The organism is Hyphomonas oceanitis SCH89 (assembly GCF_000685295.1).
GTDB classification, from domain to species: Bacteria; Pseudomonadota; Alphaproteobacteria; order Caulobacterales; family Hyphomonadaceae; genus Hyphomonas; species Hyphomonas oceanitis.
On record NZ_ARYL01000005.1, the window covers coordinates 23,639 to 44,009 of the forward strand.

Sequence of the window (20,371 nt, forward strand, 5' to 3'; positions counted from 1 at the left end):
CGTTTGTCCGATACAAGGACAGTCAAACCACTGGGAGACGACGCGCATGCTGGGCATATATATCCTGATCGGACTGGGCGTTATCGTGCTGGTCGCGGTCATCCTGATCTATAACGGACTGGTGCAGAAGCGGCAGATGGTGCGCAATGGCTGGGCCGATGTGGACGTTCAGCTGAAGCGGCGGGCGGACCTGATCCCGCGCTTGATCGAGACGGTGAGGGGCTATGCCGCGCACGAGAACACGCTGTTCCAGGAAGTGGTGGCGAAACGCGGCGCGGCGCTGGCGGCGGGCGATGACCCCGTGGCGCGCGGCACGGCCGAGTCGGCCCTGTCGCAACCCGTGGCGCGGCTGGTGGCCGTGGCTGAGGCCTATCCGGACCTCAAGGCGAACCAGAACTTTCTCGACCTTCAGAAAGAACTGGTCGACACCGAGAACAAGATCGAGATGGCGCGGCGCTTCTTCAATGGCGCGGTGCGCGAGCTGAACATTGCGGTGGAGAGTTTCCCCGCGAACCTGATGGCGGGACCGTTCGGCTTCCAGCAGAGCCCGTTCTTCGAGATCGAGACGGCCGACCGGGCGTTGCCGAACGTCAACTTCCGGGGCGCATGATGGGTATACGTCGCTTTCTTCTGGGCCTGATGGCCGCGCTGTTCGTACTAACCGCCACGGCGGAGGAGCGGATCAACCGGTTTGATGTGGCGATCAATGTGGAACGCGACGGCGATATCGTGGTCAGCGAGACGCTCGACGTGACGGCGGAGGGCTACCAGATCCAGCGCGGGATATTCCGTCTGCTGCCGCGCTATTATGAAGATGAAGGCGCCAAGTTGCCCTTCGACTACAAGATATTGAGCGTGACGCGGGACGGGGTGCGCGAGCCCTATGAGACCTCGACCGACGGCAATGCGATGCAGCTGCGAATCGGGGATGCGAATACCTATCTCGAGAATGGTGAGCATATTTACGAGATCCGCTACCGGGTGAAGAATCAGGTGCGTTATTTCGACGACATGGATGAATTCTACTGGAATGCCACAGGCAATTACTGGGACTTCCCGATTGATGTGGCCGACGTGACAATCACCTTTCCCGAAGGCGTTCAGGTGAAAGAACACGCGTCCTATACGGGTGCGGTGGGCGCCGCACATTCCGACTCTTCCTATCGTGACGAAGGCAATGTGCAGCGGTTCACAACGACACGTCCCTTGCAGCCTGGCCAAGGCCTGACCGTCACTGTCGGCATTGAGAAAGGACTGATCGACCCGCCTTCGAACGCGGACGAGACGCGGCGCTGGTGGCAACGCAATGGCGCGCTGGCGATCCTGATCGCGTCCCTGCTGGGTGTGTTCTGGTTTTCATGGCGCAACTTCAATCGCGTCGGGCGCGACCCTGTGAAGGGGCCGGTGTTTCCGCATTATGCGCCACCAGAAGGCTATTCACCGGCCGCCGTGCATTACATCTACAATCGGGGCCTTTCGGGACACAAGGCGCTGATCGCCACACTGATGAACCTGGCCGTGAAGGGGCACCTCATCATCGATGCCGGCAAGGACAAGGTTACGACACTGACGCGCACCGAAACCCGGCAGAAGTCCGCCACGCTGGCGGCGGAAGACCTGAATCTGGAGGCAGGCCTTTTCGGCGCACAAGCAACGCGGATGCTGGGCAAGGTGACTGATCCCGCCTTCCTCAAGACCTATACAAAATTCACATCGACGCTTGAGCGCAAATATGGCGACACGTATTTCCGCTGGAATATCGGCTACACTATCATCGCCATCCTGCTGAGCGGCGGGGCGATCACACTGGCCGTGTTGCAGGCGACGCAATGGTCGTGGTGGCATATGGGCCTGGTCATCGGCATTATCGCGCTGAATGGCTGGTTCATGTATCTGATGCCGGCGCCGACGAAACTCGGCCAGAATGTGCGCACCGAAATTGAAGGCTTCAAGCTGTATATGGAGACGGCCGAGAAGCTGCAGCTGAACGCTGTCGAGGTGGGGAGCGAAGCGCCGCCGCCGATGACGGCAGAGCGCTATGAGACCTTCCTGCCCTATGCGATTGCGCTGGACGTGGAAAAGCCGTGGACGAAGCATTTCGAGAAACTGATGCCGGAAGCGGCGAAGGCCTATAATCCGGTCTGGACCAATATGGCCGCGAACGGGTTCAGCGATGTGGGCCATATGACGAGCGGCATGGTCAGCTCGATCAGCTCGGGCGTTACGAGTTCAATGCCGCAAAGCTCAAGCTCGTCCGGCTCTGGCGGGGGCGGCTTCTCCGGTGGGGGCGGCGGTGGCGGTGGCGGCGGTGGCTGGTAGCCGCCTCAGACGTTCGGGATAAGGCCTGAGTCTTCCGGATCGCCAACGATACGCACGAGCGCCTTGCGCAATTTGCCGAGGGCCTGATGCTCGATCTGGCGGACACGTTCCTTTGAGATACCAAGCTCGATGCCGAGCGCTTCCAGCGTAACGGACTCGTCGCAGAGGCGGCGCTGCAGGATGATATGGGTCTCGCGCTCGTTCAGCGCCTTCAGGGCATCGGCGATCCATTCCTTGCGGCGCGTGGAATCGTGGTCCGTCATGACCTGGTCTTCCGGAATGGCCGAACCGTCGACAATCAAATCCTGCCATTCGCCATCGCCATCGGCGACCATGGGGGCGTTCAGCGAGCGGTCGCTGGCCGACAGGCGCGAGGCCATGGATTCAACATCGCGGACCGGGACGCCGAGATGTTCGGAAATCCAGGACGTGTTCTCTTTGGTCATCACGCCATCGCCCGTGTCGTCGATCTGGGCGCGCAGGCGGCGGAGATTGAAGAAGAGGGATTTCTGGGCCGACGTTGTGCCGGTGCGCACGATGGACCAGTTGCGCAGGACATAGTCCTGGATCGAGGAGCGGATCCACCAGCTGGCATAGGTGGAGAAGCGCACTTCGCGCGACGGCTCGAACCGGGCGGCGGCCATCATCAGGCCGACATTGCCCTCCGACACAAGGTCGGACATGGGCAGGCCATAGTGACGGAAGCGCGTGGCCATCGAGATGACGAGACGCATATAGGCGGTGGTGAGTTCGTGGAGGGCGGCTTCATCTTCCTCATCGCGCCAGCGGCGGGCGAGGTCCAGCTCGTGCTGTTGCTCGAGCATGGGCGCCTTCATGGCGGTGCGGACAAAGGCTCGGTCGGCCGGTCCGTTGGAATCGTATGCGCTCGCCATGGTTCAGACTCTCCCGAAATGATCCGGACAATTCCGATACCTTTGCTTTACGCATCGGCGCTGCGATCGGATCAGCGGGCCTTGATATTTTCACGGGCGGCGGCCCGCTTGACCCTGACGGGCCGCCGGGCGTAGGCTTCCTATGAGAACAATAGCGGAACGAATAATCTCGGCGCATGGCGGACGGACAGAACCTGACGAGTGAAATACCCCTGCCGAATTCGCGGGCGGGCGAGATTGCGCGTGGCACGCTGCGCCTTCTGGCGGGGCTCGGCTATTACGGGGTGACGGAGATGACGCTGGCGAACAATCGCCGGGCGGACATTGCCGCCGTAAGCCAGGCGGGCGAGATTGCCATTGTGGAGATCAAGTCGTCCGTCGCCGATTTCCGGTCTGATGCCAAATGGCAGGACTATATGCCCTTTTGTGACCGGTTCTATTTTGCCGTGATGGCGGATTTTCCGCAGGACCTGATCCCGGAAGACGTGGGCCTGATCGTGGCCGATGGTTTTGGCGGGGCGGTGATCCGCGAGGCGCCGGTGGCCAAGCTGGCAGGGGCAAGGCGCAAGGCCGTGACGCTGAAATTCGCCCGGCTGGCGGCGTGCCGGTTGCAGATGGTCAATGATGCGGGCTGGACGGACCGCCAAGTCTCGCTTACCTGACGCCGCTCATGAGCCACGCCTATCCCCTTGCCCGCAATGTGACCGAAGCCCTGGACCCGGCGGCCCGTGGCGCGCGTACACGCGTCGAAGCCGAAAAGCTGGCGGGCGGACTGGTCGTGGAATCCCTGCACACCGAATGGATGAGCGTGAGCGAGGAAGAGGCCGCGGCAAAGATGGCCGGGACGGCGGACGGCCTGACGCATGGCTTCCTGCAGCGCTATGAAGACGACAAGGGCGCGCCGGTTCTGGCGGTGAGCTATTGGCGTCTGGTTGATCCGGCGACGGCGAAGAAGGCCGCGAAACCGAAAAAGCCTGCGCCGGCGCCAGAGCCAAAGGCCGACGAAACCGACCATACCGATGATCTCTATTTCCGCTCCGGACGGACCAAGCCCGGTCGCCGGAAGCGCTTTGTCGACCCGAACCAGCTGGACCTGTTCGAGTCGAACGAGGGCTGACATTCCCGCCTGCACGTGCGGCGCCCGGTGAGGCGCTGTGGGGTGGGGGCTGGATTTTCAGGATGTGAGCGGGGGTCAGGTGTCCGGGATGGGGGCTTCAGTTTTCGCAAAGCGCCGTCTCCCCAGCGTATGCTGGGGCCCAGAGAGACCAAGACCCGATCCTGCGGCACTGGATCCCAGCGTGCGCTGGGAAAGCGGGACGAAAGGGGGAAGGGGTTCACTCAACGCGAGCGCCAGCCTGGCCGAGACGGGCGCTTTGATGACGCCGGGTCGCGGCGCTCGGGGATCGTCGCCGATTGCGCGGATATGGATATTGCCTCGGCGATCGGTGTCGATCAGCAGGGCGCGGCCCGTTTCGATGCGCCATCGGGTAATGATCCGCAGCTGCCACCAGAGCCAGGGCCAGTAGAGCACCATAACGTGCCGGTAGAGGGAGATGTATTCAGGCTCCATGGCGGGGATTATAGGCCCGTCCCGGCAGGGGGCGGACAAGACGCGCGGGATCGCCCGCAGGGATTGGGCGCAGGGAGGGGAAAACCGCCCGTCTGCGCCTGCCTCATGGTGAAGGCTTGCGCCGGGCGCCTAATCGGGGTGGGGTGGCGCATGGATATTGCCCCTGCCCCCGCCGATACACTGCCCCCTCCCCCACCGAAATATCTCAGCAATCGCGAGCTTTATGTTCTGGCGGGCGCGACGGCGGTGGTGATTGCCAATGCCTATTATATCCACCCGATCATCTCGCTGGTGGCGGATGGATTTGGCGTCAGCCATGCGATGATCGGCATGGTGCCAGCCTTCAACCAGATCGCGCTGGCACTGGGCATTCTGTTGCTGCTGCCGCTGGGCGACTGGTTCAGCAATCGGCGGCTTGTGTCTGTGCTGGTGGCGGCGCAGTGCGCCTCGGTGGGCGTGATGGCCTTTGCGCCGCATTATGGCCTGTTCGTGCTGGGCTCGACCGTGCTCGGCTTCTTCACCATCGCGCCCTACCTGCTGCCGGCCTATGTGTCGAAGCGCGTTGCGCCGGGCGACCTGGGCCGGGCGACGGGCATTATCACGACGGGCATTGTGGGTGGCATTCTTGTGGCGCGCGCGGGGGCGGGCGTGGTGGCGGAATATTTCGGCTGGCGCACGGTCTATTTCATTGCCGCAAGCCTCATGCTGGCCGTGACCTTCCTGTTGCCGCGCATCATGGAACCGCGTGAGGCGGGCAATGATCGCCAGGCCGGGCAGAATTATTGGCGGCTCATCCTCTCGATTGGCGGGATCGTGCGGGACTTCCCGGAAATTCTGCTGTCGGGCGCGATACAGGCGCTCGGCTTTGGCGTGTTCCTCGCGGTGTGGATGGGGATCGGCCTACACCTGACCAGCCCGGAAATGGGCTATGGCGTGGATGTTGTGGGCTATCTGGCCGTGCTGGGCGTGGTGAACCTCTATACGACACCCCGCTTTGGCGCCTGGTCTGACAAGGTGGGGCCACGGCGGGCGCGCGTTGTGCTGGCGGCAACACAGTTACTGGGCGTGTCGATGCTGTTCTTCGTCGGCAGCAGTCTGTGGCTGTTGATGATCCCGATCGTGATGATGAATGTCGGCGGGCCTGCGCTGGACGTGTGCAACCGGATGACGTTCCTGAACCGGGCGCCCGACATCCGCACCCGTTTGATGACCGTTTATATCGTCATCATGTTCCTCGGTGGCGGCGCCGGAAGCTGGGCCGGGACGGCGGTGTATGATGCGGCTGGCTGGCATGGCACGGCGCTGCTGGCGCTCGCCATGTCGGTGACCATGTTCGGTCTTTGCCTGTGGAGCTTCCGATGGAAGGACAAGGAGACCGCCGCGTGACGCCGCTGGCCGAGGCGCTGCTGGCGCTGGCGACTGGCGAAATGGCGCGCGGGGCGCGGGTGATCTTTGTGTCCGGGCCGCAGGGCGTGGGCAAGTCGACGGCGATGGCGGCGCTGACGGAGGCCATACCGGGATCGGTGGTGCTGGGGCTGGATGACTTCTACCTGACGCGCGGCGAGCGCCTGGCGCTGGCGCGGGACGTTCACCCCTTGTTTGGAACGCGCGGGCCACCGGGCACGCATGATGTGGCGCTGCTGATGGAGACAATCGCGCTCTTCAAGGCGTCGGGCGCGGATGAGCGGATTGCCGTGCCTGCGTTTGACAAGGCGGCCGATGAGCGACGGCCTGAGGCGGAGTGGCCGGTGCTGGCGGGGGCGCCGCGCGTGATTTTCGTGGAAGGCTGGATGATGGGCGTCGCGGCGGACCTGTCAGCGCCTGCGGGGCCGCCGCTGAATGCGGTGGAGGCGGAGGATGTGGACGGTGCGTGGCGCACGTATCAGGAGCCGCAGCTCGCCGGGCCCTATCAGCGCCTCTGGAACATGGCCGACGCGTTTCTCTATATCGACGCGCCGGGCTTTGACGTGGTGAAGGACTGGCGCATGCAGCAGGAGGAGACGACGCGGGGCGTCGCGCCGGGCGGCTTGGCGCCTGAGCGGCAGGCATGGGTTTCCCGCTTCATCCTGCACTACCAGCGCCTGACGGAACGCCTGCTGGCCGGCGCGCGGCGGCCGGGCCAGTCAGTGGCGGTGGATCGGTTTCGGCAGCCGCAGTTGCGGAACTAGACCCGCGCCTTGACGGCTTCTGCGACAGCTTCGGCGGTGATGCCGAAGTGTTTGTAGAGGTCCTTGGCAGGGCCGCTGGCGCCGAAACCGTCCATGCCGACGAAGCCGCCAGTGTGGCCGATCCAGCGATCCCAGCCGAAGCGGACACCGGCCTCGACGGCCACTTTCGGCGTGTCGCCGCCCAGCGTGTCGGACTGGTATTTCGCGTCCTGTGCTTCGAAGAGCTCCATGCAGGGCATCGAGACGACGCGCGTTTTCACGCCGTCTTTCGCAAGCTGTTCCTGCGCGGCGAGGGCGATTTCGACTTCCGAGCCCGTGGCGATGATGACGGCCTGCGCCTTGCCCTTGCAGTCTGACAGGACATAGCCGCCCTTGGCGCAGAGGTTTTCCTCTGTGTGCGTCGTGCGGGCAGGCTTGAGGCCTTGGCGTGTTAGGGCGAGCGTGGACGGGCCTTCGGCATTCTCCAGCGCGAGTTCCCAGCACTCGGCGGTCTCGACACCGTCCGCCGGGCGGAAGGCATGCATGTTCGGCATGGCGCGAAGGCTGGCGACATGTTCGACCGGCTGGTGCGTCGGGCCGTCTTCGCCGAGGCCGATGGAGTCATGCGTCATGACGTGGATGACGCGTGTGCCCATCAGGGCGCCGAGGCGGATGGCCGGGCGGCTGTAATCAGCGAAGACGAGGAACGTGCCCGAGTAAGGGATGATGCCGCCGTGCAGCGACATGCCATTCATCGCGGCGGCCATGCCATGCTCGCGCACGCCATAGTGGATGTAGCGACCGCCCCAATTGGTGGGCGTCAGCGCAGGCGTGTGCGAGGTAAGCGTATTGTTCGAACCGGTGAGATCGGCCGAGCCGCCAATCATTTCCGGCACGAGACCGGTGATGACTTCGAGCGCGTCGCCGCTCCACTGGCGGGTGGCTTTCGATTGGCCGCCGTCGACAACGGCCTTCTTGTGCTTGACCAGCGCCTTGCCGAGATTCTTGGGCAGGCGGCCAGCAATCGCAGCGTTGAACTCGCCCTTTTTCGGGGAGGCTGCGAGGCGTTTCTTCCAGGCAGCGCGATCATCCTTGCTGCGCTGGCCGGCTTTTTTCCAGGCATCTTCGATGGCGGCAGGCACTTCGAACGGCGCGTGGGGCCATTTCAGGCTTTCACGGATGCCGGCGATTTCGTCGGCGCCATAGGGGCCGCCATGGGCCTTGCCGGTGCCGGCAAGCTTTGGCGCGCCGAAGCCGATGATCGTCTTGACCGCAAGGAAGACCGGCTTCTTCTGTGTCTGGGCCCATTTGAGGGCGGCGGTGACGTCTTTTTCGTCATGGCCATCAACCTTGCGCGTGACCCAGCCGGAGGCTTCGAAACGGGCGCACTGGTCTGTATTGTCCGAGAGGCCGACGGCGCCGTCGATGGTGACATGGTTGTCGTCGAAAAGGACGATGAGGCGGTTGAGATTCAGGTGGCCGGCCAGCGTGATGGCTTCCTGGGAGACGCCTTCCATGAGGCAGCCGTCGCCTGCGATGACATAGGTCTTGTGATCAACAAGGTCGTCGCCGAACCGCGCATTGAGGTGGCGCTCAGCGATGGCCATGCCGACAGCGGTGGCGATGCCCTGGCCGAGCGGGCCGGTGGTCGTCTCGACGCCTTCGGTGACGAAATTCTCCGGGTGGCCCGGCGTGTTGGAGCCGACCTGGCGGAAATTGCGGATATCGTCGCGGCTGACCGACTTGTAGCCGGTGAGGTGGAGCAGCGAATAGATGAGCATCGAGCCGTGACCGGCGGAGAGCACGAAGCGGTCACGGTCGGCCCATTTCGGGTCTGTCGGGTCATATTTCAGGAATTTGCGGAACAGGACCGTCGCCGCATCGGCCATGCCCAGCGGCAGGCCAACGTGGCCAGACTTGGCCGCTTCTACTGCATCCATCGACAGGGCGCGGACGGCATTTGCCATATCCCGGTTCGTAACAGCCATTCTGCTATCTCCAAAAAAATCTTCGCGTGTCGTAGGCCAGACTCCCGCCCCAACGTCAAGCCGCTTGGCGGATGGCAGCAATGCCGTTACTTCATTGAGGAAATGAGTGACCTTGACCCATCTGCCCGCCGCCTTGATGCGGCCCTGAAGCGCCTTGAGGGCGCGCTCGACTCGCTCATGTCGCGAACGGGCGACCCGGCCGTGACCCGCGCAGAGCTGGCGGCGCTGGTGGAAGACCGTGCCCGCATGGCCGAAGAGCTGGATGCGTCACTCGCCCGGGAGGAGGAATTGCAGTCCCTCGCCGACGAGGCCAGCGAGGCGCTCGGCGCCGCCATAGAAGAGGTGCGTGCGGCGCTGGGCAATGGCGATTTGGCCGGCGGAACACCCGAAGAAAGCCCGGAATAGATGGCAAAAGCGGACATTTCCCTGCGCGGCAAGGCCTATGCCATCGCCTGCGCGCCCGGCCAGGAAACCCGCATCCAGATGCTGGCAGAGCAGCTGAACGCGCGGGTGAACCAGATTGCCGGGGCGGTGGGCGACATTGGCGAGGAGCGCCTGTTGCTGATCACGGCGCTCGCCCTGCTCGACGAGCTGGACGCCTCGCGCCGGGCTGTGCCGGGCAATGCGGCGGCTGAAGCCAAGGTGGCCAAGGCACTGAGCGATGCCGCCGCGCGGATCGAGGCACTGGCGGCGCGGGTTGAAGGCAGCCACTGAAAAGCAGACCCCGCGACCCTTTGCGCATGGCCGAGCAGGCCCCAAGCGCCCATATTGAGGGCTGACACAGCCGGAAAGGCAGACCCAGATGCAAACCTTCCTGTCGATTGCCTTCTATGTTGGCATTGCCGCCCTCGTGATCGTGCTGTTCCTTGGTATCGCCAACCTCGCGCGCACGGACGACAATCAGGCGAGCCGTTCGAACAAGCTGATGCGGCTGCGCATATTCGTGCAGGCCATCGTGATTGCCATTCTCGTGGCGCTCGGCGCGCTGGCCGGTGCCTTCAAGATCGGCTTCTAGGAGGCCATCATGGTCAAGCTCGACAAGATTTACACCAAGACCGGCGACAAGGGCAAAACGCGCCTGTCGACCGGCGAGCCGCTGGACAAGTGGGATCCGCGCGTCGCGGCCTATGGCACGGTGGACGAGGTGAATGCGGCGCTCGGCGTGGCCGCGCTGCATGCCGAGGGCGAAACGCTGGCAGCGCTTAGGCGTGTGCAGAATGACCTGTTCGATCTTGGCGCGGACCTCGCGACACCGGACCGGGGCACGAAGCTGGAATGGACGCCGCTGCGGATTATCGAGTCGCAGGTGAAGCGGCTTGAGAGCGAGATCGACGCGATGAACGTGAACCTCGCGCCGCTGGACAGTTTCATTCTGCCGGGCGGCAGCCCGCTCGCGGCGCAGCTGCATGTGGCGCGCACGCTCTGCCGGCGCGCGGAACGGATGATTGCGGAACTGTTTGCAATGGAAGACGAAGTGGTGAGCCCGGAAGCGCTCGCCTATGCCAACCGCCTGTCGGACTGGCTGTTCGTCATCGGCCGCGTTGCGAACAATAATGGCGCGGATGATATCAAGTGGGTGCCGGGGGCGAACCGGTAGCGACCAGTGCCCCTTAGCCCCATTGCTGTCTCACTTTCGTCAGATACCCAATCCATACTTGCTCACAGAATGCCTAGGGGCCGATAAAGGATCTGTATTAGGACGTGGTAAAGTGGGGCCTGATCATCCTAGCCGCTGTTTCCAGCGTGCTAATTGTCACTGTGGTGACTATTTCTGCCTCCTATTGGAACCAGGCCAGCAAAACTCTGGAGATATCCGATGCCTTCGAGGGAGCGCCGACGGGATCCCTATCGACTTCAGAGATTGCGATTTCGATGGTCATCTTCGGGGAAGATTCGCAGGGCGAAAGCTGGCTCTGTCCGACACTCAAACGACGGTTCTCATCTGATAGAGCAGGAATGCGGGCGGTAGACCTTCTGGCACGTGAGTTGAACGGCGACTCATATCAAGGTGGGACACTAGGAGCCGCAATCGGGCAGCTCTTCCTGGCTTGCAAGCTGGAAACGCGTCACGACAAGGATGCAATCGTTAGAGCGCTTTTCAACCAGTTGTATTTCGGCGCAGGTGAGTACGGCATTGATGTCGCCTCCAACAGCCTGTTCGGAAAGTCGGTTGCATCATTGTCAATTGATCAGGCGATGGCTCTGGCGGCTCTGATACAGTCGCCCAACCTTCGCGATCAACCCGAAGACTGGAACATACGCAAACACGTCTTGCTGGAGCGATACGCGAACATGCCTGAATCTGTTCTGCGCGCTGATCCGTGAGCCTCAACGCCTGTCAGTCTTGCTGACTTCGCGGGCGAGGGCGATGAAGGCCTTGAGGGCGGCGGAGGGATGGCGCCGGCCGGGATAGTAGAGGCAGAGGTCGCCGGTCGGGAGCGTCCAGTCGGCCAGCACGCGCTGCATGAGGCCCGCCTCCAGATCATCGTGCACATTCTGCTCCAGGAAGAAGCCGATACCGACGCCTTCGAGAACAGCCGTCCGCGCGAGGCTGGCTTCATCAAGTGTGATCGGCCCGGTCACATCGATCTGGAAGGCCTGCCCTCTTTTCTCAAAATGCCATGGAAAGAGCGCGCCATTCGGCAGGCGCACACGGATGCATTTGTGCCGGTAGAGGTCCGGCGGCGTGAGCGGCTTTCCGTGCTGTTCGAAATAGGCCGATGATGCGACCACGGCGTAGCGTTGCGGGCGCCTGAGCGGCACGGCAATCATGTCGGCGGGGACAAGGTCCGCCCGCCGCAGGCCCAGATCAAACCCATCAGCGACAATGTCGACGATGCGGCCCTCGGTGACGAGATCCACATGGACATCCGGATAGCGGCGCAGGAATTCCAGCACGAGCGGTGACATGATCTGCCGCGCACCGGCCGCAAACGTGTTGATACGGAGTGTGCCCGAGGGCGTCTGCTGCTGCGAACGGACGCCCGCCATGGCGTCCTCAATGTCGCGCAGTGACGGCTCCACCTGCAGGACGAAGGTGCGACCGGCATCGGTCAGCGAGACACTGCGGGTTGTGCGGTTGAACAGGCGCGAGCCGAGGCGGGATTCCAGCTTGGCGACGGCATTGCTCAGCGACGTCGTCGACATGCCCAGCGCCAGGGCCGCCTTGCGAAAGGATCCCTCGCGCGCAACGGCGACGATGGCTTCAAGCTCGGTGAGGCTGACCCTGTCCATTATCCCGAAAATCGCAATTCCTGATCCCGATTTGTCCTAATTATCGGGATGGTTGTCCACACCTAAATTGACAGGACCAACCCATACCAAGGAGACAGTGATGAAACTTCCAGCCCCCGTCCAAGCCTTTTTCGATGCCGACAAGGACCCGCATGGCGCAGCGCCCGTGGACGCCTTCGCGAATGATGCGATTGTCCATGACGAAGCCAAGACCCATGTCGGCCGCGCCGCCATAGGAACCTGGTTCCGCCAGGCGAAAGAAGAGAACCAGCACAGCTCGGAGCCGCTCGAACTCTCCGAGGATGGCGGACTGACAATCGTACGCGCGGAAGTGACCGGGCAATTCCCCAGCAGCCCGGCCATGCTCACCTTCAAGTTCAAGCTCGATGACGACCAGATCAAGGAACTGGAGATCACCGTATGAGCGCCTTAACCTTCAGGACAAGCGGGCGCTGATCACGTCCGGCACGCGGGGGGCGGGGGCGGCAACCGTCTCGCTGTTCCGCGCGCTTGGCGCCCGCGTGGTGACCACGGCGCGGACACGGCCAGACGACATGCCCGAAGACATGTTCGTGGCGGCTGACCTCACCACCGCGCAAGGCTGCGCCGATCTTGCGGCGGCGGCGACGGAGCGGCTGGGAGAGATAGACATAGTGGTTCACATGCTGGGCGGCTCGTCGGCGCCTGCAGGGGGCTTCACCGCGCTGGGCGATGACGAATGGGACAAGGAGCTTGATCTCAACCTGATGGCGGCGGTACGGCTTGATCGCGCGCTCGTACCCGCAATGGTCGCGCGAAAGCGCGGCGTGGTGGTGCACGTCACGTCGATCCAGAGCCAGCTACCGCTGCCGGATTCGACGACCGCCTATGCGGCGGCCAAAGCGGCGCTTTCCACCTATAGCAAGAGCCTCTCCAGGGAAGTCTCGCCGCAGGGCGTGCGCGTCGTGCGGGTGTCGCCGGGCTGGATCGAAACGGAGTCATCCGTGGAACTGACGAAGCGTGTGGCAAGCAATGCGGGAACTGACATTGAAGGCGGCAAGCAGCTCATCATGGATGCGCTGGGCGGCATTCCGATCGGGCGGCCCTCGAAGCCCGAGGAGGTTGCAAACCTCATTGCCTTTCTCGCCTCTGACCGGGCGGCCACCATTACCGGGACCGAATACGTCATCGACGGCGGCACCATACCGACGGCGTAGGGGGCACGGGGCGATATGGGGCGCATCCTGGATGGCATGTCAGAATGGCAACCGCGCGTTCTCCTTGACCTCCTTCATGACGAAGAAGGTTCGGGTTTGCCTGACGCCCGGAAGGGCGATCAGTTTCTGCCCGTGCAGCTTGTTGAAATCCGCCATGTCGCGCACCCGGATTTTCAGCAGATAATCGAAATCCCCCGCAACCAGATTGCAATCGAGCACTTCCTTCATCTTGAGGATGACCGCCTCGAAGGCGGCGAAGCTTTCCGGCGTAGACCGGTCAAGGACAACGCCGACCATCACAAGCGTTCCGAGGTCAACCGCCAATGGCGCAACATCCGCCCTGACACCCATGATGCAGCCTTCGTCGAACAGTCTTTGTGTCCGTCTATGGCAGGTGGCGGGACTGACACTCACGCGCGCCGCAAGTTCTGCATTGGTCAAGCGGCCATCAGTATGGAGCGCGCGCAGGATCTTCGCATCAATCCGGTCCAATGCCCCTTTGAAAGATTCTTCCATAAATCACCTAGAGATTTCACTTCATTACCCAGAAATTGTCTCTCTTCTTTTCCATTATGAAAAAATGGCAGTCAACTTAGAGAGCACCTTCCGGGAGGGTTAAGTTAAAAGGCACGCATCAAATCAACAAGGATAACCGACATGATCAACACACTCCGTCAAACCGCCGCTGCGGCGTCCGTTATCGGACTTGCAAGCTGCGCCCATCTTTCCCCGCAAGTCCCGGCTGACCAGGCGGTGCGCAATATCGTGCTCGTGCACGGCGCCTTCGCCGACGGGTCAGGCTGGCATGGCGTCTATAACGAATTGACAGCACGCGGCTATCACGTCGCCATCGTGCAAAATCCGCTGACCTCCTTCGAGGATGATGTTGCCGCCACACGGCGGATTCTGGCGCGGCAGGACGGGCCCAGCATCCTTGTCGGCCATTCCTATGGCGGCTCCGTCATCACCGAGGCTGGAACGGACGAGACCGTGGCGGGTCTTGTCTATGTCTCGGCGCTGGCGCCTGATGCCGGAGAGACCACGGGCGATCAGTTCGCCGAGATTCCGGCGCCGCCCGAGTTCGTGATAGAGACGGGACCGGACGGGTTCGGTTTCGTCAACACCGAGCTCTTCAAGCTCGGCTTTGCCGACGATACGACTGAGGGTGACGCGGCCTTCCTGCGGGACTCGCAAGTGCCGATCAACATGGCGATATTCGGAACGCCGCTGACTCAGGCCGCTTGGCATGACAAGCCCAGCTGGTTCGTTGTCGCTACGCAAGATAACGCCATCGACCCGCGCTTGCTGAGGCAGCAGGCTGAGCGCATCGGCGCTGACATTACGGAGATCGAGGGAAGCCATGTCGTGTTTCTCACGCAGCCGCTTGCCGTCTCTGACGTCATTGATCAGGCCGCGCGCGCGGCGTCGCTGAGCGGTCGCGCCAAGGAATGACCGAGCAACGAACAAATCGAAGCATGGAGACAGACATGTCCGAACCTGAATTGGCTGGTCCGTCTCACACCGACCGCCGCACCTTCCTCGGTCTCGGTCTCGGCCTCGGCGCAGCGACGCTCGCCGTACTGCCCGCCGCAGCACAATCCGTTTCTCCGCACCCCCCATTAAACGAAAGACATATGATCATGAGTACCATCACAACCAAAGACGGCGTCGAAATCTTCTACAGGGACTGGGGCCCCAGAGACGGGCAACCCATCGTCTTCCACCACGGCTGGCCGCTGAGCGGGGATGACTGGGACACCCAGATGCTGTTCTTCGTCAACAAGGGCTATCGCGTCATCGCTCACGACAGGCGCGGCCACGGACGGTCCGCTCAGGTCTCCGACGGCCACGACATGGACCACTATGCGGCGGATGTTGCAGAAGTCGTCCAGCATCTCGACCTGAAGAATGCTGTCCATATCGGACACTCAACGGGCGGCGGCGAAGTCGCGCGCTATGTGGCGCGCTACGGCCAGCCTCAGGGGCGCGTTGCGAAAGCCGTTCTTATCGGCGCCGTCACGCCCACCATGCTGAAGACCGCAGAGAATCCCGGCGGCCTCACCATGGACGTTTTCGACGGCTTCCGCTCCGGACTGGCAGCTAATCGCTCCCAATTCTATCTCGATATCGCAAGTGGACCCTTCTACGGCTTCAACCGGCCAAATGCGACGGTCATTGAAGGCGCGATCCGGAACTGGTGGCGCCAGGGCATGATGGGGTCTGCGAAGGCGCACTATGATGGCATCAAGGCCTGGTCGGAGACAGATTTCACATCTGACCTCAAGAGTATTAACCTGCCGACACTGGTGATGCATGGCGATGATGATCAGGTCGTACCGATCGCCAACACCGCCTTGCTCGCCGTCAAACTCCTCAGGAAAGGCGAATTGAAAGTCTATGAAGGCCTGCCGCACGGCATGGCGACGACGCAAGCCGATGTCATCAACCCGGACCTACTTGCATTTATCAAGGCCTGAGAGCGCAGATTCAAAAGAGTGCCTCAGCAGCGGCCGGCCCAGAACTTGGGTCGGCCCGTCAGGGCAAGATCAGAAGCGTTCGAGGAGGCGGCGGAGGTATTCGCGTTCGTCTTCGTCGTCGGCGTCATTGTAGCGGCGGCGGAGTTCGTCGAGGATGTCTTTGGCGCGCTGGCGTTCGCCGACATCGGGAATGTTGACGTTGTCGCCATTGCTGCCACTGCCGCTGGCATTGCGGCCGAACGGGTCTTTCGCATTGCCGGGATCGCCTTCGCCATTGCGCGCGGCGCGGATAGCATCGAGCGCCTGGGCAAGTTCGCGCGACTGTTCGGAGAGAAGCTGCGTGGCCTGCTCCTGATTCCGGGCGGCGCTGCGCCCGTTACCGCGATTGAGCGCATCTTCGGCCTGACGCTGGGCGCGGCGGATATCTTCCATTGCGTCCGGGTCGATACGGCCTGCCAGGGCATCATCGCCCGCCTCGCCGCCCTGCCCCAGACCCTTTTCACGCGCGAGCTTTTCGACCAGTTCGCCGAGACGGGCCTGACGTTCGGCCAGCGTGCCTTCGGTGATGGGCTTGCCAGGGCCTGAACCGTTTTGCTGATTGTCGGCTGACTGACTATCTCCGCTACCTTCACCCGGCGTCTCGCCCGGCTGCGACCCATCGCCGGCCTGCTGATCGCCGGAGGGGTCTTCGCCGCCGGGTTGCTGGCCCTGCTGCTGGCCGGGCTCCGTGCCCGGTTGCTGTCCGGGTCGTTCGCCGCGTTCCTGCGCGAGCGTATCATCATTTAGCTGGCGCTGCTCGCGCAGGATGTCGGACAGGCGCTTCATCGCGTCGGTCAGCTCCTGCTCTTCGGGCGGAAGGTCTTCGTCATTTTCGGCATTCTCGCCCGGCATGCCAGGCATGCCCTTGCCGCCACCGCCGCCCTTCTGGAATTCCAGGTTCTGCAGCATGTTGGTGATGTCGGAAAGGAGCTGGCGGGCCTGATCTGTCGCACCGGTTTCGGTGAGATCCTGCAGGGCTTTGAGCATGTCCTCAAAATCCTGCCCACCCAGGTTTGGCCCACCGGCCGATTGCTGGCCGTCTTCATTCGAGGGCGCATCCTGCATGCCATTGGCAATGGCCTCAGCCATTTTGGCGGCGAGATAATTGCTGGCCGCGTCCTTGAAGGCCTCCATGCGGCGCTTGATCTCGTCTTCCGAGGCGCCGTCGCGCAGGGCCTGTTCAAGCGCCTTGCGAGCGGCTTCGAGGCGGCGGAGTGCATCGGCGGAACTGCCATATTCGGATTTCAGCGCGAGAGCCCACAGAAGCGGATCAATCGCGTCGGCCTCTTCCTTGGTGCTGGCCGCGGCAAGCACGCCGCGCGCGGTGCGAAACGCAAAGAAGGCGCCAAGGTCCGGCATGAATTGCTCGCCCTTATAAGTGACCGCGTCCAGCATGAGCACGGCCTTCTGGACATCCGGCGGGGCGGCAGCGAGGCGGTTGGCGGCCTCGGCGTTCAGGGCATCCTGATGCAGGGCGTCTTCGTTTTTCGGCAGTTCGGCATAGGGCCGCGGCTCGCGCAGGACGGTGACGCGCACTTCCTGCGCCACGCGCGCGATAGGCTCGAGGAAGAGTTTCTCTGGCAGGATGAAGGGAACGCTGTCGCTCGTGCCTTCCTGACCGGCGCCGTCCGTGGCGACGAGGCGGACATTGACCGGGAGGCCTGCCCAGCGGTGGCGTGTCAGATCGAGCTGGGCGGCGTCCGTGCTTTCAGTGGGTGTGACGCCGGGCATGGGCACCGGCATGCGGTCTTCAGCGTCTGGCGCCGCGGGGTTGGGGTCGCGCAGCGAAATGGCGAGTTCGAGGGCGGTGACACCATAGTCGTCGCTGGCGCTCCATGTGAACTCGATGCGGTCCTGCTTGCCGACGGACGGAATGACGACGAATTTGACGGTCGGGGGATCATCAGGCGAGGCAAGAAGCCGCCAGGCCGCCCGCTCGCCCCACCAGCGGACGGAGAGACGCGTGTCTTCCATGACCTTGGCTTTGGCCTCAAAGGCGCCATCGGGCGTCGCGACGAAAGCCTGTTTGTGGGTCTTGCGGCCTTTCATCACGAGTCTGGGCGCAGACGGCGCCTGCGTCCGCAAAGTGACCTCAGAGCCTTTCGGGATGCGCAGACCATCAAGGCCGGGCTTCAGGAAGATAGGCGCGCGGCCTGTATGCTCAGGCGGCGTGATCCAGGCTTCTACGACCATGTCGTCAGCGCCCATCAGCGCGCCATAGTCTGGCGCGAAGGCGCGGTAGACACGGCCGGGCGCATCGCTCCAGGCAATAACGGCAATGGCGATAAGGGCTGCCGGCAGGATTGCCCGCAGGAAATAGGGATCAAGCGCTTTCCATGCCGCACTGAGCGAAGGCGGGTGGAGATTGCCAAGCTCTGAAAGGAGCCGCGCACGATGGTGGCGCCAGAGCGTCTGGGCGCCGCGCGATGGATCAGCGGGCCGGTCGGCGAGGCTGGTAAGGGGGCGCAGGTCTGACTGGCGGTCGAGGGCTTCAAGCGCAGCCTGGCGCGTCGGGGCATCATAGCGGCGCAGGCCCCGGAGCAGCAACAGGCCGCCACCGATGAAGAAGACCAGCGTCATCACCGCACCGATTGCCGGCTGGACACGGTCGAACACGCCCGCCAGCGCCATGGCGATGAAGAGGCAGGTGAACACGAATAGCGGCCAGAAGGCCCGGCCGAGGGCAAACAGCGTCAGTGTCCGCCACGTGGCGGAAACCTTGGCGTTGATCGCCTTCATGCCGTCTGTGTCAGCCAATCGGGTACCTGTTCGAGCTCAATCATTTCGTCAAAGGACGGGCGCCTGCGCACGATATCAAACCTGTCGCCTGTCACCAGCACTTCAGGCACAAGCGGGCGCGCATTGTAAGCCGAGGACAGGACCGCGCCATAGGCCCCGGCCGACATGAAAGCGAGCCGGTCACCCGGGGCGACCTTCGGCAGTTCGCGTGCGACGGCGAACTTGTCGGTCGACTCGCAGATCGGGCCGACAACGTCATAGGTGGCTGTGGGGCCATCGGCGGCGGGTTCTTTCAGGGGCACGATATCGTGATGGGCGTCATAGAGCGCCGGGCGCATGAGATCGTTCATGCCGGCATCAAGGATGAGGAATGTGCGATCGGGTGCGGGCTTCTCATAAAGCGCAGTGGTGAGCAGGACGCCTGAATTGCCGGCAATGACGCGGCCCGGCTCGAGGATGACCTGAACATCCATGCCCAGCATGACTTCAGCAATCATGCTGGCATAGGCCGATGGGGGGGCCGGGGCATCGCCCGCCTTGTAGGGAATGCCGAGACCGCCGCCGACATCGATGCGGCTGATCTCATGGCCTGCCTCTCGCAGGCGGCGTGTCAGGCCGACAATCTTCTCGAAGGCGGCGCGCATGGGAACAAGATCGCCGATCTGGCTGCCGATATGGACGTCGACGGCCACAACCTGGATGCCGGGCAGTGTGGCGGCTTCGGCATAGAGGGCCTCGGCCTCGCTCCACGGGATGCCGAACTTGTCGCCCTTCTTCCCGGTGGAAATGTTCGGGTGGCCACCGGCGGCAACATCCGGGTTCACGCGCAGGGCGATCGGCGCCTTGCGGCCAAGGGCACTTGCCACTTTCGACAGGAGGCGAAGCTCGCCGGCACTCTCGACATTGAACTGGTGGATGCCCTTTTCCAGCGCGAGATCCATTTCCACGGCGGTCTTGCCCACACCCGAGAACACAATGCGGTTGGCCGGGATGCCGGCCTTCAGGGCGCGCTGCAATTCGCCGCCGCTGACGACATCCGCGCCGCAGCCTTCGCGTGCGAGCGTCGAAAGGACCGCAAGGTTGCCATTGGCCTTGACCGAATAGGCAATCAGGCAGTCCTGCCCTTCAAAGGCTTCGGCAATGACGCGGGCATGGCGTGTCAGCGTCGCGGCAGAATAGACATAGCAGGGCGTGCCAACGGCGTCGGCAATCGCGTCGAGGCTGACGCCTTCGCATTGGAGGCTGCCATCGGAATAGGTGAAATGATGCATGGTCTAGCGCGGTTCCGGTTCGCTGAGGCCGCCATCTTCGACGGGCACGGCCGGGGCAGTATCCGGCACGATGCCGCCCCATTGATTGATGCGATCACCGTCCTGTTCGACAGGCTCGACGAGCACGGTGAGGGGCATGACGGGCGACGCAGGGGGCGTCACACGCGGGCCGGGTGCCTGACAGGCGCTTAGAAGCAGGGCGCCGGCGAGTGTGCCGGCACCTAGCCGGGGAATGCGCACGAAAGTCCTGCGCATGGATTAGTTCCCGTCGGTGCCGCCGAGCAATTCGTCGTCGGCATCATCGGTCGTGGCTTCGGAATCGCGCTCGGGCAGCGGTGGCAGGTCGGATTTAGCCGTATCCGGCAGGTCGGCCGCTTCGGTATTCTGGTTCGGATCGCCCCACAGGGGCGCCGGGCGCTTCAGGTCGCCGGTCAGGCCGCAGGCCGACAGGCTGCTGGCAGCCAGCAGCGCGGCGCAGAGCAAAAGGGGACGTTTCAT

24 protein-coding genes are annotated in these 20,371 nt (G+C 63.2%); 15 read left to right on the forward strand and 9 right to left on the reverse strand.

The genetic code is table 11. The features are described 5' to 3' along the window. The first annotated feature begins 46 nt into the window (after positions 1 to 46). Positions 47 to 610 (forward strand): LemA family protein, encoded by a 564-nt coding sequence (locus HOC_RS04845; RefSeq protein ID WP_156950382.1) that lies wholly within the window; start codon positions 47 to 49, stop codon positions 608 to 610. Next, positions 607 to 2,319: a DUF2207 domain-containing protein gene (locus HOC_RS04850; RefSeq protein WP_084146140.1), complete on the forward strand. Its 1,713-nt coding sequence runs from the start codon at positions 607 to 609 to the stop codon at positions 2,317 to 2,319. Before HOC_RS04845 ends, HOC_RS04850 begins: the two co-directional genes overlap by 4 nt. Before the next feature lie 5 nt (positions 2,320 to 2,324). Here the strand turns inward: HOC_RS04850 and HOC_RS04855 are convergent, their stop codons facing one another. Then, the gene (locus tag HOC_RS04855) at positions 2,325 to 3,212 is read right to left on the reverse strand and encodes an RNA polymerase factor sigma-32 (protein WP_035536300.1); all 888 of its coding nucleotides are present in this window, start codon (positions 3,210 to 3,212) and stop codon (positions 2,325 to 2,327) included. Positions 3,213 to 3,388: 176 nt separating this feature from the next. Between HOC_RS04855 and HOC_RS04860 the strand changes: the two genes are divergently transcribed. Next, positions 3,389 to 3,874: an MmcB family DNA repair protein gene (locus HOC_RS04860; RefSeq protein WP_051624537.1), complete on the forward strand. Its 486-nt coding sequence runs from the start codon at positions 3,389 to 3,391 to the stop codon at positions 3,872 to 3,874. Between the two features lie 8 nt (positions 3,875 to 3,882). Then, positions 3,883 to 4,329 carry a hypothetical protein gene (locus HOC_RS04865; protein ID WP_035536301.1) on the forward strand — a complete coding sequence of 149 codons (447 nt, stop codon included), beginning with the start codon at positions 3,883 to 3,885 and terminating at the stop codon, positions 4,327 to 4,329. A 75-nt stretch (positions 4,330 to 4,404) separates the two neighbouring features. Here the strand turns inward: HOC_RS04865 and HOC_RS04870 are convergent, their stop codons facing one another. Further along, positions 4,405 to 4,782, reverse strand: a complete 378-nt coding sequence (locus tag HOC_RS04870) for a hypothetical protein (protein WP_156950383.1) — start codon at positions 4,780 to 4,782, stop codon at positions 4,405 to 4,407. Between the two features lie 150 nt (positions 4,783 to 4,932). Here HOC_RS04870 and HOC_RS04875 point away from each other — a divergent pair, with 150 nt between their 5' ends. Both HOC_RS04875 and HOC_RS04880 read left to right on the forward strand, forming a co-directional pair. Beyond that, positions 4,933 to 6,168 (forward strand): MFS transporter, encoded by a 1,236-nt coding sequence (locus tag HOC_RS04875; RefSeq protein ID WP_051624557.1) that lies wholly within the window; start codon positions 4,933 to 4,935, stop codon positions 6,166 to 6,168. Further along, positions 6,141 to 6,950: a hypothetical protein gene (locus HOC_RS04880; RefSeq protein WP_051624538.1), complete on the forward strand. Its 810-nt coding sequence runs from the start codon at positions 6,141 to 6,143 to the stop codon at positions 6,948 to 6,950. The genes HOC_RS04875 and HOC_RS04880 overlap by 28 nt, the downstream gene beginning before the upstream one ends. Here HOC_RS04880 and tkt read toward each other — a convergent pair. Further along, a complete protein-coding gene (gene tkt, locus HOC_RS04885; RefSeq protein WP_035536305.1) occupies positions 6,947 to 8,917 on the reverse strand; it encodes a transketolase in 1,971 nt (656 codons plus the stop codon). The two genes, HOC_RS04880 and tkt, sit on opposite strands and share 4 nt — an antisense overlap. A gap of 102 nt (positions 8,918 to 9,019) precedes the next feature. Here tkt and HOC_RS04890 point away from each other — a divergent pair, with 102 nt between their 5' ends. The 5 genes from HOC_RS04890 to HOC_RS04910 all read left to right on the forward strand — a co-directional run bounded on the left by HOC_RS04890 (position 9,020) and on the right by HOC_RS04910 (position 11,242). After that, positions 9,020 to 9,322, forward strand: a complete 303-nt coding sequence (locus HOC_RS04890; RefSeq protein WP_051624539.1) for a DUF4164 family protein — start codon at positions 9,020 to 9,022, stop codon at positions 9,320 to 9,322. Continuing rightward, positions 9,323 to 9,631: a cell division protein ZapA gene (locus HOC_RS04895; protein ID WP_035536307.1), complete on the forward strand. Its 309-nt coding sequence runs from the start codon at positions 9,323 to 9,325 to the stop codon at positions 9,629 to 9,631. Between the two features lie 88 nt (positions 9,632 to 9,719). Next, positions 9,720 to 9,932 carry an HIG1 domain-containing protein gene (locus HOC_RS04900; RefSeq protein WP_035536308.1) on the forward strand — a complete coding sequence of 71 codons (213 nt, stop codon included), beginning with the start codon at positions 9,720 to 9,722 and terminating at the stop codon, positions 9,930 to 9,932. Between the two features lie 9 nt (positions 9,933 to 9,941). Then, positions 9,942 to 10,514 (forward strand): cob(I)yrinic acid a,c-diamide adenosyltransferase, encoded by a 573-nt coding sequence (locus HOC_RS04905; RefSeq protein ID WP_035536310.1) that lies wholly within the window; start codon positions 9,942 to 9,944, stop codon positions 10,512 to 10,514. Positions 10,515 to 10,618: 104 nt separating this feature from the next. Further along, the gene (locus tag HOC_RS04910) at positions 10,619 to 11,242 is read left to right on the forward strand and encodes a transglycosylase domain-containing protein (RefSeq protein WP_035536312.1); all 624 of its coding nucleotides are present in this window, start codon (positions 10,619 to 10,621) and stop codon (positions 11,240 to 11,242) included. A 3-nt stretch (positions 11,243 to 11,245) separates the two neighbouring features. On the opposite strand, the gene HOC_RS04915 is transcribed toward HOC_RS04910, so the two are convergent. After that, on the reverse strand, positions 11,246 to 12,151 hold the full coding sequence (locus HOC_RS04915) for a LysR family transcriptional regulator (protein ID WP_035536314.1): 906 nt from the start codon (positions 12,149 to 12,151) through the stop codon (positions 11,246 to 11,248). Between the two features lie 100 nt (positions 12,152 to 12,251). Here HOC_RS04915 and HOC_RS04920 point away from each other — a divergent pair, with 100 nt between their 5' ends. Both HOC_RS04920 and HOC_RS04925 read left to right on the forward strand, forming a co-directional pair. Further along, positions 12,252 to 12,575, forward strand: a complete 324-nt coding sequence (locus HOC_RS04920) for a nuclear transport factor 2 family protein (protein WP_035536316.1) — start codon at positions 12,252 to 12,254, stop codon at positions 12,573 to 12,575. After that, positions 12,538 to 13,347 (forward strand): SDR family oxidoreductase, encoded by an 810-nt coding sequence (locus HOC_RS04925; protein ID WP_035536318.1) that lies wholly within the window; start codon positions 12,538 to 12,540, stop codon positions 13,345 to 13,347. The genes HOC_RS04920 and HOC_RS04925 overlap by 38 nt, the downstream gene beginning before the upstream one ends. 39 nt (positions 13,348 to 13,386) lie before the next feature. On the opposite strand, the gene HOC_RS04930 is transcribed toward HOC_RS04925, so the two are convergent. Further along, positions 13,387 to 13,863: an Lrp/AsnC family transcriptional regulator gene (locus HOC_RS04930; protein WP_035536320.1), complete on the reverse strand. Its 477-nt coding sequence runs from the start codon at positions 13,861 to 13,863 to the stop codon at positions 13,387 to 13,389. A gap of 141 nt (positions 13,864 to 14,004) precedes the next feature. On the opposite strand from HOC_RS04930, the gene HOC_RS04935 reads away from it, so the two are divergent. Both HOC_RS04935 and HOC_RS04940 read left to right on the forward strand, forming a co-directional pair. Next, entirely contained in the window at positions 14,005 to 14,799 is a 795-nt protein-coding gene (locus HOC_RS04935; protein ID WP_035536322.1) for an alpha/beta hydrolase, read from the forward strand. Between the two features lie 182 nt (positions 14,800 to 14,981). Next, a complete protein-coding gene (locus tag HOC_RS04940) occupies positions 14,982 to 15,824 on the forward strand; it encodes an alpha/beta fold hydrolase (RefSeq protein WP_035536490.1) in 843 nt (280 codons plus the stop codon). Between the two features lie 69 nt (positions 15,825 to 15,893). Here HOC_RS04940 and HOC_RS04945 read toward each other — a convergent pair whose 3' ends face one another. The 4 genes from HOC_RS04945 to lptM are packed head-to-tail and all read right to left on the reverse strand — an operon-like array spanning position 15,894 to position 20,371. After that, complete coding sequence (locus tag HOC_RS04945) at positions 15,894 to 18,620, reverse strand: DUF4175 domain-containing protein (protein ID WP_156950385.1); 2,727 nt, start codon at positions 18,618 to 18,620, stop codon at positions 15,894 to 15,896. Next, positions 18,599 to 19,873 carry a diaminopimelate decarboxylase gene (gene lysA, locus HOC_RS04950; protein ID WP_035536327.1) on the reverse strand — a complete coding sequence of 425 codons (1,275 nt, stop codon included), beginning with the start codon at positions 19,871 to 19,873 and terminating at the stop codon, positions 18,599 to 18,601. The genes HOC_RS04945 and lysA overlap by 22 nt, the downstream gene beginning before the upstream one ends. Positions 19,874 to 19,876: 3 nt before the next feature. Then, positions 19,877 to 20,128 (reverse strand): hypothetical protein, encoded by a 252-nt coding sequence (locus tag HOC_RS04955; protein ID WP_035536328.1) that lies wholly within the window; start codon positions 20,126 to 20,128, stop codon positions 19,877 to 19,879. 3 nt (positions 20,129 to 20,131) lie between these two features. Then, positions 20,132 to 20,371, reverse strand: a complete 240-nt coding sequence (gene lptM / locus HOC_RS04960) for an LPS translocon maturation chaperone LptM (RefSeq protein ID WP_035536329.1) — start codon at positions 20,369 to 20,371, stop codon at positions 20,132 to 20,134.

Excerpts from the sequence above, each read along its gene's own strand:
- HOC_RS04845 (WP_156950382.1), top strand. The coding sequence starts at position 47 with ATGCTGGGCATATATATCCTGATCGGACTGGGCGTTATCGTGCTGGTC.
- HOC_RS04850 (WP_084146140.1), top strand. The coding sequence starts at position 607 with ATGATGGGTATACGTCGCTTTCTTCTGGGCCTGATGGCCGCGCTGTTC.
- HOC_RS04855 (WP_035536300.1), bottom strand. The coding sequence starts at position 3,212 with ATGGCGAGCGCATACGATTCCAACGGACCGGCCGACCGAGCCTTTGTC.
- HOC_RS04860 (WP_051624537.1), top strand. The coding sequence starts at position 3,389 with ATGGCGGACGGACAGAACCTGACGAGTGAAATACCCCTGCCGAATTCG.
- HOC_RS04865 (WP_035536301.1), top strand. The coding sequence starts at position 3,883 with ATGAGCCACGCCTATCCCCTTGCCCGCAATGTGACCGAAGCCCTGGAC.
- HOC_RS04870 (WP_156950383.1), bottom strand. The coding sequence starts at position 4,782 with ATGGAGCCTGAATACATCTCCCTCTACCGGCACGTTATGGTGCTCTAC.
- HOC_RS04875 (WP_051624557.1), top strand. The coding sequence starts at position 4,933 with ATGGATATTGCCCCTGCCCCCGCCGATACACTGCCCCCTCCCCCACCG.
- HOC_RS04880 (WP_051624538.1), top strand. The coding sequence starts at position 6,141 with ATGGAAGGACAAGGAGACCGCCGCGTGACGCCGCTGGCCGAGGCGCTG.
- tkt (WP_035536305.1), bottom strand. The coding sequence starts at position 8,917 with ATGGCTGTTACGAACCGGGATATGGCAAATGCCGTCCGCGCCCTGTCG.
- HOC_RS04890 (WP_051624539.1), top strand. The coding sequence starts at position 9,020 with ATGAGTGACCTTGACCCATCTGCCCGCCGCCTTGATGCGGCCCTGAAG.
- HOC_RS04895 (WP_035536307.1), top strand. The coding sequence starts at position 9,323 with ATGGCAAAAGCGGACATTTCCCTGCGCGGCAAGGCCTATGCCATCGCC.
- HOC_RS04900 (WP_035536308.1), top strand. The coding sequence starts at position 9,720 with ATGCAAACCTTCCTGTCGATTGCCTTCTATGTTGGCATTGCCGCCCTC.
- HOC_RS04905 (WP_035536310.1), top strand. The coding sequence starts at position 9,942 with ATGGTCAAGCTCGACAAGATTTACACCAAGACCGGCGACAAGGGCAAA.
- HOC_RS04915 (WP_035536314.1), bottom strand. The coding sequence starts at position 12,151 with ATGGACAGGGTCAGCCTCACCGAGCTTGAAGCCATCGTCGCCGTTGCG.
- HOC_RS04920 (WP_035536316.1), top strand. The coding sequence starts at position 12,252 with ATGAAACTTCCAGCCCCCGTCCAAGCCTTTTTCGATGCCGACAAGGAC.
- HOC_RS04925 (WP_035536318.1), top strand. The coding sequence starts at position 12,538 with ATGACGACCAGATCAAGGAACTGGAGATCACCGTATGAGCGCCTTAAC.
- HOC_RS04930 (WP_035536320.1), bottom strand. The coding sequence starts at position 13,863 with ATGGAAGAATCTTTCAAAGGGGCATTGGACCGGATTGATGCGAAGATC.
- HOC_RS04935 (WP_035536322.1), top strand. The coding sequence starts at position 14,005 with ATGATCAACACACTCCGTCAAACCGCCGCTGCGGCGTCCGTTATCGGA.
- HOC_RS04940 (WP_035536490.1), top strand. The coding sequence starts at position 14,982 with ATGATCATGAGTACCATCACAACCAAAGACGGCGTCGAAATCTTCTAC.
- lysA (WP_035536327.1), bottom strand. The coding sequence starts at position 19,873 with ATGCATCATTTCACCTATTCCGATGGCAGCCTCCAATGCGAAGGCGTC.
- HOC_RS04955 (WP_035536328.1), bottom strand. The coding sequence starts at position 20,128 with ATGCGCAGGACTTTCGTGCGCATTCCCCGGCTAGGTGCCGGCACACTC.
- lptM (WP_035536329.1), bottom strand. The coding sequence starts at position 20,371 with ATGAAACGTCCCCTTTTGCTCTGCGCCGCGCTGCTGGCTGCCAGCAGC.